The sequence below is a fragment of the Polaribacter sp. KT 15 genome, from assembly GCF_900143115.1.
GTDB classification, from domain to species: Bacteria; Bacteroidota; Bacteroidia; order Flavobacteriales; family Flavobacteriaceae; genus Polaribacter; species Polaribacter marinaquae.
This window is the reverse complement of record NZ_LT670850.1, coordinates 1,221,483-1,237,172: the sequence shown is the minus strand read 5'-3', so window position 1 is coordinate 1,237,172 and position 15,690 is coordinate 1,221,483. Positions and strand designations below refer to the sequence as shown.

At 29.7% G+C, this 15,690-nt stretch carries 19 protein-coding genes; 12 read left to right on the top strand and 7 right to left on the bottom strand.

From position 1 onward, the window contains the following. Positions 1-25 precede the first annotated feature (25 nt). A complete protein-coding gene (locus B5464_RS05725; RefSeq protein WP_077810440.1) occupies positions 26-919 on the bottom strand; it encodes a DMT family transporter in 894 nt (297 codons plus the stop codon). A 119-nt stretch (positions 920-1,038) separates the two neighbouring features. Further along, positions 1,039-1,509: a peptidoglycan-binding protein LysM gene (gene lysM, locus B5464_RS05720; RefSeq protein ID WP_077810439.1), complete on the bottom strand. Its 471-nt coding sequence runs from the start codon at positions 1,507-1,509 to the stop codon at positions 1,039-1,041. Positions 1,510-1,606: 97 nt separating this feature from the next. Between lysM and upp the strand changes: the two genes are divergently transcribed. Continuing rightward, a complete protein-coding gene (upp, locus tag B5464_RS05715; RefSeq protein WP_079737575.1) occupies positions 1,607-2,260 on the top strand; it encodes a uracil phosphoribosyltransferase in 654 nt (217 codons plus the stop codon). On the opposite strand, the gene B5464_RS14510 is transcribed toward upp, so the two are convergent. After that, positions 2,255-3,184: a DUF6427 family protein gene (locus tag B5464_RS14510; protein ID WP_079737574.1), complete on the bottom strand. Its 930-nt coding sequence runs from the start codon at positions 3,182-3,184 to the stop codon at positions 2,255-2,257. The two genes, upp and B5464_RS14510, sit on opposite strands and share 6 nt — an antisense overlap. Before the next feature lie 41 nt (positions 3,185-3,225). Here B5464_RS14510 and B5464_RS05705 point away from each other — a divergent pair, with 41 nt between their 5' ends. Beyond that, a complete protein-coding gene (locus tag B5464_RS05705) occupies positions 3,226-3,447 on the top strand; it encodes a hypothetical protein (protein ID WP_077810436.1) in 222 nt (73 codons plus the stop codon). A gap of 9 nt (positions 3,448-3,456) precedes the next feature. Then, positions 3,457-4,128 carry a tRNA (guanosine(46)-N7)-methyltransferase TrmB gene (gene trmB, locus B5464_RS05700; RefSeq protein ID WP_079737573.1) on the top strand — a complete coding sequence of 224 codons (672 nt, stop codon included), beginning with the start codon at positions 3,457-3,459 and terminating at the stop codon, positions 4,126-4,128. Positions 4,129-4,183: 55 nt separating this feature from the next. Here the strand turns inward: trmB and B5464_RS05695 are convergent, their stop codons facing one another. After that, positions 4,184-4,585 (bottom strand): hypothetical protein, encoded by a 402-nt coding sequence (locus B5464_RS05695; RefSeq protein ID WP_079737572.1) that lies wholly within the window; start codon positions 4,583-4,585, stop codon positions 4,184-4,186. A 121-nt stretch (positions 4,586-4,706) separates the two neighbouring features. Here B5464_RS05695 and B5464_RS05690 point away from each other — a divergent pair, with 121 nt between their 5' ends. After that, positions 4,707-5,036, top strand: a complete 330-nt coding sequence (locus tag B5464_RS05690) for an MGMT family protein (protein ID WP_077810433.1) — start codon at positions 4,707-4,709, stop codon at positions 5,034-5,036. 93 nt (positions 5,037-5,129) lie between these two features. Here the strand turns inward: B5464_RS05690 and B5464_RS05685 are convergent, their stop codons facing one another. From B5464_RS05685 to B5464_RS05675, 3 genes are all read right to left on the bottom strand, one after another. Next, a complete protein-coding gene (locus tag B5464_RS05685) occupies positions 5,130-5,588 on the bottom strand; it encodes a hypothetical protein (protein WP_079737571.1) in 459 nt (152 codons plus the stop codon). Between the two features lie 218 nt (positions 5,589-5,806). Next, positions 5,807-6,265, bottom strand: coding sequence for a hypothetical protein (locus tag B5464_RS05680; RefSeq protein ID WP_079737570.1), 459 nt, complete (start codon positions 6,263-6,265; stop codon positions 5,807-5,809). Between the two features lie 82 nt (positions 6,266-6,347). Then, positions 6,348-6,803 (bottom strand): hypothetical protein, encoded by a 456-nt coding sequence (locus tag B5464_RS05675; protein ID WP_154066939.1) that lies wholly within the window; start codon positions 6,801-6,803, stop codon positions 6,348-6,350. A gap of 192 nt (positions 6,804-6,995) precedes the next feature. Here B5464_RS05675 and B5464_RS05670 point away from each other — a divergent pair, with 192 nt between their 5' ends. The 8 genes from B5464_RS05670 to B5464_RS05635 all read left to right on the top strand — a co-directional run bounded on the left by B5464_RS05670 (position 6,996) and on the right by B5464_RS05635 (position 15,688). After that, entirely contained in the window at positions 6,996-8,129 is a 1,134-nt protein-coding gene (locus tag B5464_RS05670; RefSeq protein WP_079737568.1) for an Mrp/NBP35 family ATP-binding protein, read from the top strand. A gap of 11 nt (positions 8,130-8,140) precedes the next feature. Then, positions 8,141-8,377, top strand: coding sequence for a NifU family protein (locus B5464_RS05665; protein ID WP_077810428.1), 237 nt, complete (start codon positions 8,141-8,143; stop codon positions 8,375-8,377). Between the two features lie 198 nt (positions 8,378-8,575). Next, positions 8,576-9,631 carry an NAD(P)/FAD-dependent oxidoreductase gene (locus B5464_RS05660; protein ID WP_079737567.1) on the top strand — a complete coding sequence of 352 codons (1,056 nt, stop codon included), beginning with the start codon at positions 8,576-8,578 and terminating at the stop codon, positions 9,629-9,631. Positions 9,632-9,876: 245 nt separating this feature from the next. Then, positions 9,877-11,046 (top strand): homogentisate 1,2-dioxygenase, encoded by a 1,170-nt coding sequence (locus tag B5464_RS05655; RefSeq protein WP_079737566.1) that lies wholly within the window; start codon positions 9,877-9,879, stop codon positions 11,044-11,046. A gap of 121 nt (positions 11,047-11,167) precedes the next feature. Continuing rightward, entirely contained in the window at positions 11,168-12,328 is a 1,161-nt protein-coding gene (hppD, locus tag B5464_RS05650) for a 4-hydroxyphenylpyruvate dioxygenase (RefSeq protein WP_079737565.1), read from the top strand. A gap of 140 nt (positions 12,329-12,468) precedes the next feature. Then, positions 12,469-13,386, top strand: coding sequence for a tryptophan 2,3-dioxygenase family protein (locus tag B5464_RS05645; RefSeq protein ID WP_079737564.1), 918 nt, complete (start codon positions 12,469-12,471; stop codon positions 13,384-13,386). A gap of 134 nt (positions 13,387-13,520) precedes the next feature. Then, complete coding sequence (locus tag B5464_RS05640; RefSeq protein ID WP_079737563.1) at positions 13,521-14,291, top strand: DUF3108 domain-containing protein; 771 nt, start codon at positions 13,521-13,523, stop codon at positions 14,289-14,291. Positions 14,292-14,413: 122 nt separating this feature from the next. Further along, positions 14,414-15,688, top strand: coding sequence for a peptidoglycan DD-metalloendopeptidase family protein (locus B5464_RS05635; RefSeq protein ID WP_079737562.1), 1,275 nt, complete (start codon positions 14,414-14,416; stop codon positions 15,686-15,688). Positions 15,689-15,690: the final 2 nt, after the last annotated feature.

Genomic DNA, 15,690 nt, shown 5'->3' with positions numbered 1-15,690 from the left:
TTTTAAATAAGTTGCAAATATAGTTTTATTTGGTAGATTTTTCTACTTGTTTGGTTACTAAATACACACCAATAAATATTAAGATTGTTGCACTTATTTTAACTGTATTTAAAGAATCGCTACCAACAATTAATGCATAAATTGTAGCAATTACAGGTTGTAAATAAATAAAAACACTTACTGTTGTTGGTTTTAATTTTGATAAACCATACAGATTAAAAAGATAGGTAACACAAGATGTAAAAATTACAACAAAACCGATATTCCAATAAATGTTGGTAGGTATTTCTTGCCAAGAAACTTCTAATATCTCGCTATAACCAAACGGAATTACAAAAATAGAACCGAATAAATATAGCCACTTTACAAAAACAATTGGGTTGTATTTTACAATTAAATCTTTAGCCAAAACCAAATACAAACCATAAGATGCCGCATTTACAAAAACTAAAAAGTTACCAAAGTTATTGTTGGTTCCTTCGGATGAATTATTACCATAAGTAATTAATAATATGGTGCCAATTAAACCTATAAAAACACCTAGAATTCGTTGTTTACCTATTCTTTTTCTTATTAAAATACTAGAGAAAATTAGTACCATAATAGGTGATGTAACCATCATTACAGATGCGCTTATAGGTGTAGTAATACTTAAGCCTTTAAAAAAAGTTAACATGTTTAAACCAATTCCGAAAAAAGATGCTAAAAGTATTTTTTTATAATCTTCTTTTTCTATTTTTTGTTGTTTAATAAACAAACCTATCGTCCAGAAAATAGTTGTTGCGCCAATAACTCTTACCAATATAAAAGCATAAGGTTTTAAATAAATTGGCATAACATCTTTAGCAATGGTAAATGTTAAACCATAAATTAATGTTGCAATAGAAACTGCAAAAAGAGCTAATATTCTTTTATTCATTTTATAAATGTAAACTATATTAGTTTGCAAAGTTGCTAATAAAATTTAGATTTTAAGCATAAAAAAAGAGCTTCAAAAATAATTTTGAAACTCTTATGGTTTGGTTGATTAACTTTTAGTTAGTCTACTAATGGTGGTATTCTTAATACCTGCCCAGGATAAATTTTATCTGGATGCGTTAACATAGGCTTGTTTGCTTCGAATATAACAGGGTATTTCATAGCATTACCGTAATATTCTTTTGCTATTTTACCTAAAGTATCTCCTTTTTCTACTGTATGAAATTGTGCCATTGCTTCTTCTTCAATCTCTTCTACTTCTGCAACAGTAATATTATCTTCTACAGAAGAAATTCCGTTTGTGTTTCCTACCACTAAAACTACTTTTTCTTTTGTAGCTAAATCGGCAGTTTCTCCCCACAACTTTACTACGTCATCATTTACTTCTATAGATAAATCTGTAACCTGTAAATCTAATGCAGTAATGGCATTTCTTAACTGTTCAGACTTTTCTGCATTTTCTTCTTCTGTAGTTTTTCCAATACCAAAAACTTTGGCTCCGGCATTTTTAATGAATGAAAAAATTCCCATTTTTTTTATTTTTTTAGTGATTAAATTAACTAAATTCTTAGAGCAAGATACAAATTTTACTTAATTATGCTACATTTGTTTATCAAATTTCTATAAAATGCAAATTCATAATATATCTTCTAGCAATACAATTTTAAATAAATTCATCTCAGAAATTAGAGATGTAAATGTTCAAAAAGATTCTTTACGGTTTCGAAGAAATATAGAAAGAATAGGCGAGGTTTTAGGTTATGAATTAAGTAAAGAACTTAATTACTCTTTAAATAAAGTAGAAACTCCTTTAGGAACTAAGGAAATAAATCAACTTACCAACAAAATTGTTTTATGTTCTATTTTAAGAGCTGGTTTGCCTTTGCATCAAGGGTTGTTAAATTATTTTGATGATGCAGAAAATGCTTTTATTTCTGCTTATCGAAATCATCCAGAAAATGGCGTTCCATCAGAAATTATTGTAGAGTATTTTGCGTCACCATCCATAGAAAATAAAACGTTGTTACTTGCAGATCCTATGTTGGCAACTGGCCAAAGTTTAGTTGCTGTTTATGAGGCGATCAAAAAATATGGAGTGCCAAAAGAATTGCATATTATAGTTGTAATTGCCTCTAAAGAAGGAGTGGATTATATTTCTAAACATTTTCCAGAAAACACACATTTATGGATAGCTGCTTTGGATGAAACTTTAAATGAGAAAGGATATATAATTCCGGGTTTAGGTGATGCCGGAGATTTAGCTTTTGGTAAAAAATTATAAAAGAAATAGAAAAACTACTAAACTTAAAATTAATACTGATAATACAACATTTTTAATAATGTTGTTTTTAATTAATTCTATACCGTTTGCACAAATTACACTTGCAGGAAAAAGTAAAAATAGCATCTCAGAGCCATTTTTATTAGGAATTAATAGTGCAAAAAACAACGATATTGTAAAGTTTAATAAAAGTAACAACCAGCTTTTTTTAAATGAATTATTTACAGAAAGCGTTTTTGGAGATTTCATAATAATTGAAACCACAGAAAGTATAATTATCAAAATTATAATCCAATTAAAGTTGTTTTTAGAGTATAAGAGTAAGCTTTTAAAGCTATTAAAGTAAAAAAGGTTTGTAAAAACATACAATTGATCTTGCCAAAAACAATACGTAAAATAAATAATTAAAGGACACGCAAAACCTATTAAAGGTGCTATTAGACGATTAATTACAGGTTTTTGATGCACAAAAATACCAGCATAAATAAGTATGGTAAACATTGCTGTAAAAGGCTCTAAAATAAATAAGATACTTAACCAAAAACCGCTATCAAAAAGTTTTTGCAATATCTTTTTTGGAGATTTTAAACTGTAAATTTTTCTTAGAAATAAAATGTATAACAGTATTATTGTTAGTGTTTTATAGTTGTTTATTAACGGTAGAAAAAAAGCAAGTAAAACTGTAAAGACAAAGAAAGCATAAGAATTATCGAATGTTAGATTATTCTTAGTTACTACAAAGTTGTAAAAGAAAAAAAGAAATAAAAAAAGTGCAATTAAACCAGCAACTTCAAACACTAATTTAAATTGAAAATCTTGCCCTAAATAGATTGGTAGTGTTGTAAATAAAAACAGACAAATAAAAACGCTTAAAAGAATTATGAAATTGATTGGTTTAGATTTCCCTAAAAAATTGGCTAGCATTGTTTCTTTTGTTATTTTTGCAGTGTAAAGATAATTAAGTTATGATAGCAAGCAATATTTTTAGATGGATTGGTAGTTTATTTACAGATATATTATTCTTACCATTCGATTGGTTAAGATTAACTGTAGCAAATGCAGATCTTGGTTGGTGGGTTTCTAATGCCTTAAACTGGGGTTTTTTAGTAATTCTTTTAGTTTTATTTGCATATTGGATGGGAGAATCTCGTCGATTTGTGAAAGAAGGAACAGAAGATAGAGCTTAATTCATTATTTTGGGAAGCAAAAACAAACTAAAACGTTTTAAAGAAAACGAAACGTTCGAAAATGTCATTCAACCAACAAGAGAAGAAGTTATAACTAACTTTTCTCACAAAGGTAAATGGCATTCTTTTTTTGGAAACAACAACCCAATAGTTGTAGAACTTGGTTGTGGTAAAGGAGAGTACACAATTGCACTGGCAAGAAAAAATCCTAATAAAAACTATATTGGTATAGATATTAAAGGAGCTCGTTTTTGGCGAGGTGCTAAAACTGCAATAGAAGAAAACTTGCCTAATGTTGCTTTTGTTAGAACCCAAATAGAGTTGGTAGATTATATATTTGCAGAAAATGAAGTGTCAGAAATCTGGATAACTTTTCCAGATCCGCAAATAAAATATCAACGAACGAAACACCGAATGACAAATTCTAAATTCCTTAAAAAATACAGTGTAATTTTAAGTGAAGACGGAATAATGAATCTAAAAACCGATAGCGAATTTATGCACGGTTATACCTTAGGTTTATTACACGGAGAAGGTCATGAGGTTTTGTATGCAAACCATACCGTTTATAAAAACGAAGGTGCGCCCGAAGAAGTTACAGAAACTCAAACTTTTTACGAGAATCAGTATTTAGAAATAGGAAAACCTATTACTTATATAAAGTTTAAATTAAAATATTAAAACATATTAAAAACATCAATTTTTGTAAAATTGATGTTTTTTTTTGAAGTTTATATTAATTTATTAGCTCAAATTTACCGGACCAAGAAAGACCTTGTAGGTTAGACTCATAATAAAAAGTACTTCCTTTTTTTCTTACAATTTTTGTTTTCATAATGGTGCCAACACCAAATGGCAAATCGCGTTTTTTAATTTCGGTAATCACTAGTTTGTATTCTTTTCTATTTATCCATTGTATTTTTGCTTTAATAAACTCGTTATTAGGATAAAATTCAGTGTAAACATCATTCTTTATTTCAACAATAACATCACACGTGTCATTGCAATATTTGTAAGTACCATCTTGCATATAATCATTTGTAATAGATGTTTGTTGATAATTTACATTTTGAGAATAAAAGGTTTGATTTGTGGTAATAATAAAAATTAAAGCGAAAAATAGTGTTAAAGTTTTCATGATATTGAGGGATTTAAAAGTTATAACTCAATATACTTAAAATCAGATATTTAAAACATGATAAATGTCATGTTAAGTTAAATTTAGTTTTTTTCTTAATTTCATTTTGTAATTTCACGCGATGAAAGAAACCGATAATTTTTTCGAAAAAGTTTATGCAGTAACACGTTTAGTTCCTTTTGGTCGAGTAACAACGTATGGTGCAATTGCAACGTATTTAGGTGCAGCAAGATCTGCAAGAATGGTTGGTTGGGCAATGAACAAAGCGCATAATTTAGAAGATGTACCAGCACACAGAGTTGTAAATAGAAAAGGTTTACTTACAGGTAAACATCATTTTGATGGTACTAATTTAATGCAACAGTTATTAGAAAATGAAGGTATAAAAGTAATAGAGAATCAAATTATAGATTTTGATAAAGTTCTCTGGAATCCTTCTGCCGAGTTATAAATCAATTTTGAATTATTGAAATAAAAAAACCTACCAAATAAATGATAGGTGTTCTAACTAATTTAAACATTTCTATTTTTATAGCAAGTCAATTTAAATTTTTCTGAATTTTCCAGACCAAGTTAGTCCTTCTAAATTAGACTCATAATATATTCTAGATCCTTTAATTTTTACAATCTTGGTATCCATTTTGGTACCAACTTCAAAAGGAAGATTGTCTTTATTAATATCAATAATTTCTAAAGAATACTTGTCTTCTGCAGACCATTCTATTTTTGCCTTTATATATTGATTATTTGTATGATATTCTGTGTAGTAACCGTCTTTAATCTCTACAATAATTTCGTTTCCTTTACTTGTATAAACATATTTCCCTTCTTCTAAAAGAGTTTCTTTAATTTCTAAAGAAGTAGTGTTGCTGTTTTGTAAACTAGATTGGTAATAATTGTTTCTAAAGTTAGAAGCAACATCAGAATTTTGTGCTTTTAATGTTTGTAAGCCTAAAAACACTACTAAGGCTGTTCCTGTAAATTTTAATATTTTGCTGATCATAATAAATGGGGGATTTTAATTAATTCTTTCTATACCACAAAGTTAATGACAGATTAGTTTTTATATTTTACATAATTTTAATTTTTTGTTATAATATTTAAAGTTTTTGGGTTTTAAATAATTTGTTTTAAGTGTGTTAGCTGCTTTTATAAAAAAAGCCTATCATAAAAATGATAGGCTTTAAATAACAAATTAGAACATCTCTGTTTTTATAGCAATTAATCTATTTTTCTAAATCTACCAGACCAAGTTAGTCCTTCTAAATTTGATTCGTAATAAAATTTATCTCCTTTTACTTTAATAATCTCAGTTTCCATAACTGTACCTTCTTTAAAAGGTAGGTTTTCTTTTTGAATTTCTGTAACTACAAGTTTATAGTTGTTTTCTGAAGACCAATTAATCTTTGCTTTAATAAATTCGTTTTCACCGTGATATTCTGTGTAAAAACCATCTTTTATTTCAACAATTACTTCTTTACCTTTACTTGTGTACGCGTATTTTCCTTCTTCTAAAGCTGTTTCTTTAATAACTTCTTTATCTTCTGGATCTGTTTTGTAATTGGTTTCAAATAATTCTAACTCATTTGAATTCATAGCAACATCTTGTGCAAAAAATGTACTTAATCCTAAAAAAAAGAATGCAATAAAGATTTGAGTTTTAATGGTAGTTTTTTTCATAATGTAGGGGTTTTAAATATTTAATGTTTAGACAAATTAAATATCTGGGTTAATTAGGGTTTGGGTTAATTTTAGTTTGTTTTTATATGTTTGTTATTTTTTTGAATTTTCCTGTCCAAGAAGCTTTATGAGTATCAATTAAATCAGATTTATAAAAATATTGATTGCCCTTAACTTTGGTAATTTTAGTTGTTAATTTGGTACCTTCTTTAAAAGGAAGGTTTTCTTTATTTAAATCTACAATTGTTAAGGTGTATTGGTTTTCTGTTAACCAATCTATTTTAGCCTTAATAAACTCGTTGTTTGCATAAGTTTCTGTGTAATATCCATTTTTAATAGATACAATAACTTCTTTAGAACCTAACTTATAAGAATAAGTACCGTTTTCTAAAATTGTATTAGATGTGTTGTTTGAGTTAAAAGTAGTTTCAGAAGAGTTGTTTTCTTCAAAAGCATAAGTTACATCCTGACAAAAAGCATTGGTAAATGTTAAAAATAAAGTTACAATACTTAAGGTAAATAAGAATTTTTTCATCATTAGGGGGTTTTGATATTCTCAAATCTATAGATAAACAAATTTGTTTTATTGTAAAAAATCGTAGTTGTATGATAAAAATTCATTTTTAAAAATAAGAATGCTTTATTCGGTAATAAATATTGAGTATCTACAAGCTTTAATTTCTAATCAGTAAGATGTATCTTTGCAATCAAGATTAAATAAAGATAAGACGTGAGTTTTAAGAAACAAGATATATATAAGGCATTAGAAACTATTACCGCGCCAGGAGAAGGTAAAAGTTTAGTTGAAAACAATAACATTACCAATGTTGTTACTTTTGGTAATGAAGTAGAGGTAGATGTTACTATTAGCAACCCAACGTTACAGGCAAAAAAGAAAATCGAGTCAGAGATTTCTAAAGCAATTAAAACAAATGTTTCAGAAAAGATAACTGTAAAGGTCAACGTTAAAGTTGAAAAACCAGCAGTTAAAGAAAACCCGAATCAAATTAGAGGTAAAGAAATACCTAACATAAAAAATATAATTGCCATTGCCTCTGGTAAAGGTGGTGTTGGTAAATCTACAATTACAGCAAATACAGCTATTTCTTTAGCAAAAATGGGTTTTAATGTTGGTGTTTTAGATGCTGATGTTTATGGTCCGTCGCAACACATTATGTTCGATGTAGAAAAGCAAAAACCACTTTCTGTTAATGTAGATGGTCGTTCTAAAATGAAACCAATCGAAAATTACGGAGTAAAATTATTATCATTAGGTTTCTTTACAAACCCAGATCAAGCAGTTATTTGGCGTGGACCAATGGCTTCGAAAGCATTAAATCAATTAATTTTTGATGCAGATTGGGGTGAATTAGATTTTCTATTAATAGACTTACCTCCAGGAACCGGAGATGTGCATTTATCAATAGTACAAGCACTTCCAATTAACGGTGTTGTAGTAGTTAGTACGCCACAAAACATTGCTTTAGCAGATGCTAAAAAAGGAGTTGCAATGTTTCAGCAAGAAAATATTAATGTGCCAGTTTTAGGAATTATAGAAAACATGGCATATTTTACACCAGAAGAGTTACCAAACAATAAATATTATATATTTGGGCAAGATGGCGCAAAAAATTTAGCAACAGACATTAATACCAAGTTTTTAGGAGAAGTTCCTTTAGTGCAAAGTATTAGAGAGTCTGGTGATGTTGGTCATCCGGTAGCATTACAAAACGGAACAATTTTAGAAGAATCTTTTAATGAGATTACTAAAGAAATGGTTTCAGAATTATTAAAAAGAAACGAAAACTTACCACCAACTGAAGTTGTTAGAATAACAACAATGAGTGGTTGTAGTTCAAAATAAATGCATTTTATATGACAGCACAAGAAACATTAGACAATGTAGAAAAAGCGTTAGAAGAAATTCGCCCTTTTTTAATGAGTGATGGCGGTAATATTAAACTTTTATCTATAGAAGATGCTATTGTAAAAGTACAATTAGAAGGCGCTTGCACGGGTTGTTCTGTAAACCAAATGACCTTAAAAAATGGTGTAGAAGCTACAATTAAAAAGTATGCACCGCAAATAGAAGAAGTTATAAATGTGGCGTAAACTGACAAAAATCAGTTTTTAAATTAAAGCTATAATATAATTTTGGGCGTTCCCTAAAAAGGTCGGGCTTTTGCACTCGCTTTTTTTACAGAAAAAGTAAAAAAGAGCTCAAACAAATGCAACAATCCCTAACGCAAACAATAAAAATAGAAGCCTCACAAGAATAAAACTTTGTGAGGTTTTAAAACATAATAAAGAATGATTACTACAGATATTTTAATAATAGGCGCAGGACCAACAGGTTTGTTTACCGTTTTTGAAGCAGGTTTGTTAAAATTGCGTTGTCATTTAATAGATGCTTTGCCACAACCTGGTGGGCAATGTTCAGAAATTTATCCGAAGAAACCTATTTATGACATACCTGCTTATCCAGAAATTTTAGCAGGAGATTTAACCGAAAGGTTAATGGAGCAAATAAAACAATTTGAGCCAGGTTTTACGTTAGGTGAAAGAGCAGATACTGTAGAAAAACAAGAAGATGGTACTTTTATTGTTACCACAAATAAAGGGACAAAACACCATGCAAAAGTAGTTGCAATTGCGGGTGGTTTAGGTTCTTTTGAGCCAAGAAAGCCACCGATTCCTAACATTAAAGATTTTGAAGACAAAGGTGTTGAGTATATTATTAGAGATCCAGAGTTTTACAGAGATAAAAAAGTAGTAATTTCTGGTGGTGGAGATTCTGCGCTAGATTGGTCTATTTTCTTAACAGATGTTGCATCTTCTGTAACTTTAATACATAGAAGAAACGAATTCAGAGGCGCCTTAGATTCTGTAGACAAAGTACAAGAATTAAAAGACGCTGGTAAAATTACACTTATAACACCAGCAGAAGTTAAAGGTATTATTGGTACAGATAAAGTAGAAGGTGTTTCTGTTGTTAAAAAAGGCGAAGAACCTTTTACTATAGAAACAGATCATTTTATTCCTTTATTTGGGTTGTCTCCAAAGCTAGGTCCAATTGCAAATTGGGGCTTAGAAATCGAAAAAAATGCAATTAAAGTTAACAATGCGTTAGATTATCAAACAAATATACCAGGTATTTATGCCATTGGAGATGTAAATACATATCCTGGTAAGTTAAAGTTAATACTTTGTGGTTTTCACGAAGCAACTTTAATGTGCCAAAGCGCTTACAAAAGAATTTTTCCTGATAAAAAATATGTGATGAAGTACACAACTGTAGGAGGAATTGATGGTTTCGACGGTACAAGAAAAGAAGCGCCAAAAGCAGTCGTAAAAAAGATAGAATAAAAAAGTAAGCTACTTTTTTAATAAAATAAGGAGATTTTAAGTATTATTATAAATAGATTTTTAGACTATTGTATAATTACTTAAAATCTCCTTTGCTTTTTGTATATTTGTGTAGTTCACTAAATCGATTGAAATGTATTCAGATTTACTATCACACTTAAAATTTCTTATCAAACGCAATCCAGAATAACTATTCTTAAATCTTTATTTTAATCAATTTTATTAATTTAAATTTTAAGAAAAACATGCCTTTTTATCATAAATTAGGAGAAATCCCTCCAAAAAGACACACACAGTTTCGTAAAGAAGACGGTAGTTTGTACTACGAACAATTGTTTGGTACCATTGGTTTCGACGGAATGTCTACTAATAGTTATCATGAACATAGACCAACAATGGTCAAAGAAATACGCAAGCAATATTCTGTAAAACCTAAAATTGCAAAAGAAAACAATATTCAATCTTATCGCTTTCGCGGATTTCAAGTTCAGCCAGAAAATGATTATTTAGAAAGTAGAAAAGTAGTTTTAACAAACTCAGATTGTAATATAATTTTATCTGCACCAAAACAATCTACTACAGAATATTTTTACAAAAATACAGATGCAGATGAGGTTATTTTTATCCATAAAGGAACCGGGAAATTAAGAACACATCTTGGAAATCTAGATTTTAAATACGGCGATTATTTAGTAATACCACGTGGCGTTATTTATAAATTAGATTTCGATGATGAAAACAATCGTTTGTTTATTGTAGAATCTTACTCGCCCGTTTATACACCAAAACGTTACCGAAATTGGTTTGGTCAGTTGTTAGAACATTCTCCTTTTTGCGAGCGAGATTTGAGAAGACCTTACGAGTTAGAAACAAATAACGAATTAGGAGATTTTTTAATCAAAGTAAAAAAACAAGGCGAAATTATAGAAATGGTATACGCATCTCATCCTTTTGATGTTGTGGGTTACGATGGATATAATTTTCCATACGCATTTTCTATTCACGATTTCGAACCAATAACAGGTCGTATTCATCAACCGCCACCAGTACATCAAACTTTTGAAACAAATGCATTTGTAATTTGCAGTTTTGTGCCGCGTTTGTATGATTATCATCCAAATTCAATACCTGCGCCATACAACCATAGTAATATAGATTCTGACGAAGTTCTGTATTATGTAGATGGCGATTTTATGAGTAGAAACGATATAGATCAAGGTCATATTTCATTGCATCCAGCAGGTATTCCGCACGGACCACACCCCGGAACAACAGAAAAAAGTATCGGAAAAACAAAAACCGAAGAATTGGCAGTTATGGTAGACACTTTTAAACCTTTAATGGTTACAGAAGAAGCCATGAAAATTGCCGATGAAGATTATTACAAATCGTGGTTAGAAGAAAATAAACATTAGAAGCTATTTCCTGCTTTCCGCTATATCTTTTTTAAGAAAAATAAAAAAGGATGCCGCTGCAATCAGGGCTAAACATTTTTGCTAATTATTAGCACAAACAAAACACTAAAATCATCTCAAGATGGCAAAAGAAATAAAATCAGTAAACTACGGTTTAGAAAAAATATTTGAAGGAGCACAAGATTTCCTTCCACTTTTAGGAACAGATTACGTAGAGTTTTACGTAGGTAACGCAAAACAAGCAGCACATTTTTACAAAACAGCTTTCGGTTTTCAATCGCATGCATACAAAGGTTTAGAAACCGGATCTACAGATTCTGTATCTTATGTACTTACACAAGACAAAATAAAGTTGATGCTAACAACGCCGTTAAATAGCAAATCGCCAATTAACGACCATATTGTAAAACATGGTGACGGAGTTAAAGTTGTTGCACTTTGGGTTGAAGATGCCAGAAAAGCTTACGAAGAAACAACATCTAGAGGTGCAAAATCTTATATGGAACCAACCGTAGAAAAAGATGAACACGGTGAAGTTGTAAGAGCCGGAATTTATACTTATGGTGAAACTGTTCATATGTTTGTAGAACGTAAAAATTACAACGGCGCATTTTTACCAGGCTTTCAAAAATGGGAATCAGACTACAATCCGCCAACTGCGGGTTTAAAGTATATCGATCATATGGTTGGTAATGTTGGTTGGAATCAAATGGATGTTTGGGTGAAATGGTACGAAGACGTTATGGGATTCGAAAACTTTTTATCTTTTGATGATAAGCAAATACATACAGAATATTCTGCATTAATGAGTAAAGTTATGTCTAACGGAAATGGACGAATCAAATTTCCTATAAACGAACCAGCAGAAGGTAAAAAACGTTCTCAAATAGAAGAGTATCTAGATTTTTATGAAGGTGCAGGTGTACAACATATCGCGGTTGCAACAGATGATATTTTAAAAACAGTATCGCAATTAAGAGCAAACGGAGTAGAGTTTTTATCTACGCCACCAGATGAATATTATAAATCTGTTCCTGGTCGTTTAGAAGAGTTTAGCCACGAGTTAAAAGAAGATATCGAAAAACTTAAAGGTTTAGGTATTATGATTGATGCGGATGAAGAAGGTTATTTATTACAAATTTTTACAAAACCAGTAGAAGATAGGCCAACCTTATTTTTTGAAATCATTCAAAGAATGGGAGCAAAAGGTTTTGGAGCAGGAAACTTTAAGGCGTTGTTTGAGTCTATAGAAAGAGAACAAGCAAAAAGAGGAACTTTATAAGTAAAGTTTTTATTGTAAAGTATTATTACAACCAAGAGTAAGATGATTATCATTTTACTCTTGGTTTTTTATTTGGCAAATAAATTAGATTTTCAAAAAAAAGTCTTGTTTCTTTGTTCTTATATCTTGATTCTTAAATTATGAACAGAGAAGAAATACTTAAAGCAATAGAAGAAAAATACGATAAATTAGGTGTTCCTGTAGATGCAATGTTAGAAGGTTTGTTGCATAGTACGCCAATTACGTATTGGGATTATATTCAGACAGATGCACTTTTAGGTTTGCAAACACCAAGAACAACGCAACCAGATGAAATGGTTTTTATCATGTATCATCAAGTAAACGAGTTGCTTTTTAAAATGATTTTGTGGGAGATTGCGCAAGTATCCAAAGCTATAGAAGTTACTGCAGATAAGTTTTCGATGCATTTAAATAGAATTAGTAGGTATTTTGATATGCTTTGCAATTCTTTTTCTGTAATGGCAGAAGGTATGGAGAAAGAACAATATTTAAAATTTAGAAATACATTAACACCTGCAAGTGGTTTTCAATCGGCACAATATCGTAAAATAGAATTTGCATCTACAGAATTGATCAACCTAATAGACGCAAGATATAGAGATTCTATTGATAGAAATTCTTCTTTTAAAAATGCATACAATCATTTGTATTGGCAAGCAGCAGGTAAAAACTACACAACAGGTCAAAAATCTACATTATTAAACTTATTCGAAAAGAAATATTTAGGTGAGTTTATAGATTTCATGGAAGATTATAACGATATAAATTTATCTCGAAAATTTAAAGAATTACCAAAAGATGTGCAGCAGAACCCAAGTCTAATAAAGGCAATGAGGCATTACGATTATACCGTAAATGTAAAATGGGTAATGGCACATTATAACGCTGCTGGGAAATATTTAGGCGGAAAAGAAAAAGATTTAGAGGCAACTGGCGGAAGTAGTTGGCGTAAATACATGCATCCAAAGTATCAAAGAAGAATTTTTTATCCGTATTTATGGAGCGAAGAAGAGTTAAAGAATTGGGGAACATTTTAGATAACAATGTTACGATTCTCTTAAAAGTTAGCATTTAAAGAAAACGTTAAAAAGTGATTTACAAATTATTAGTAAATCACTTTTTTCTTTTTTGGAACAGTAATTGTCATTAGTTTTTTATAAGTTTGAGAACTATGAAAAAATATATCTTACTAATACTTACTGTAATAATAACAACTACTACTTTTTCTCAAGAAGAAAAAGAAGCATTTAAAAGCGGAGAATGGTTACGCTATAAGATGAGTTATAGTGGTTTTTTAAGAGCAGGAACTGCAATTTTAGAGGTAGATGAAAAAGATTTAAATGGTAAAAAAGTATACCATACAAAAGGATCTGGTTGGACTTCTGGAATGATAAAATGGTTTTTTAAAGTAGATGATGTTTACGAAAGTTATTTTGATAAAAACGATGTAAAACCTTATGTTTTTAAGAGAAAGATTGACGAAGGTGGTTATAAAAAGCATAGAATTACTAATTTTGATTACAATACTAACAAAGCCTATGTTCAAGATTTTGAAAATCAAAAAGATACAACAGTCGCATTTTCTAATGTACAAGACATGCTTTCATCTTTTTATTATTTAAGAAATCAAGATGTAAAACACATGGAAAAAGGAGATGAAATAGCAATAGATATGTTTATGGATTCTCAAATTTATCCATTTAAGCTCCGTTTTTTAGGTAGAGAAGTTTTAAAAACTAAGTTTGGTAAAATTAATTCTTTAATATTTAGGCCGTTAGTGCAATCTGGTAGAGTTTTTAAAGCGCAAGAAAGTGTAACAATCTGGATTACTGATGATTTAAATAAAATACCAATTAAAATGAAAGCAGATTTATCTGTGGGTTCTTTAAGAGCAGAGCTAGAAGCTTACAAAGGTTTAGCTAACGATTTTAAAAAGAGTTAAATAGATTTTATTTAATTTATTAAAACTTTAACGAAACCGTTTTAGGAACTTCCGGTTTAAGATTTAAAATAAATCAATTTTATTTGTACTTTTGGGTGTTAAATTTAATAGCTCCCAATTTTTTGAAAAAAGTATTCTACATCCTCCTAACTACTATTATTTTGTTTGCTTGTAAAAGTGAAGAAAAAATTAAAGAACCTGTAAAAAAACCAGCACCAAAACCTGTATACAAATATGGTTTTAAGGTAGATGATTACAAGGTTGTTTTAGATACGATTAAATCAGGAGAAAGTTTTGGAGCTATATTAGATAGACATCATGTTAGTTACCCGAAAATAAACAGTATTGCAGGTTCTATAAAAGATGTTTTCGATGTAAGAAAAGTAAGAGCCGGTAAACCATACATGATTTTATCTAGCAAAGACTCTTTAGAACAAGCAAAAGTATTTATATATAAAAATGATAAAATTAAAGCAACAGTTGTAGATTTTAAAGATTCTATAACAGAAGCTTATACTTATTTGCAACCTATAAAAACCGTAGAAAAAGTAGTCGAAGGAAAAATTTATTCGAATCTTTCTAATGCTATGGATAGTTTGCATTTATCACCAAATTTAACCTATGCTGTAGCAGATATTTATGCTTGGACCTTAGATTTCTACAAACTACAAAAAGGAGATTCTTTTAAACTTGTTTTCGAAGAAAAATTTATAAACGATAGTCTGTTTGCAGGTTATGGTAGGATTAAGTCGGCAGTTTTTAAACACAAAGATCAAGATTTATATGCATTTCGATTCTTAGCAGATTCTATAAAAGGGATAGAAGAATATTATGATGAAAAAGGAAATATGTTAAGAAGTCAGTTCTTAAAAAGTCCTATTAAATTTCAATATAGAATTTCTTCTAGATATAATTTAAATAGAAGAATTGCATATTACGGTAATAAAGTAAAACCACATAAAGGAACAGATTTTGCGGCAAGAATTGGTACGCCAATAATTGCTACCGCAAGTGGTACTGTTGTAGAATCTACCAGAAGAGGTGGTAATGGTAAGTTTGTGAAAATTAAGCACAATAGCACCTATTCTACACAATATTTACATATGAAAACTCGAAAAGTTAAAAAAGGAGATTATGTAAAACAAGGAGATGTAATTGGTTTAGTTGGTATGACAGGTAACAGCGGTGGACCACATGTTTGTTATCGTTTCTGGAAAAACGGAAGGCAAGTAGATCCATTAAGTCCAAAAACAAAATTACCAGAAGCAGAACCTTTAAAAGATAGTCTAAAACCTAGGTTTTTTAAACATATGTATCTTTTAAAAAATCAATTAGACAACAATATACCAGTAATAGAAGAACCTACAATAACAAAAGAAATAGTAGCACAAAATTAATA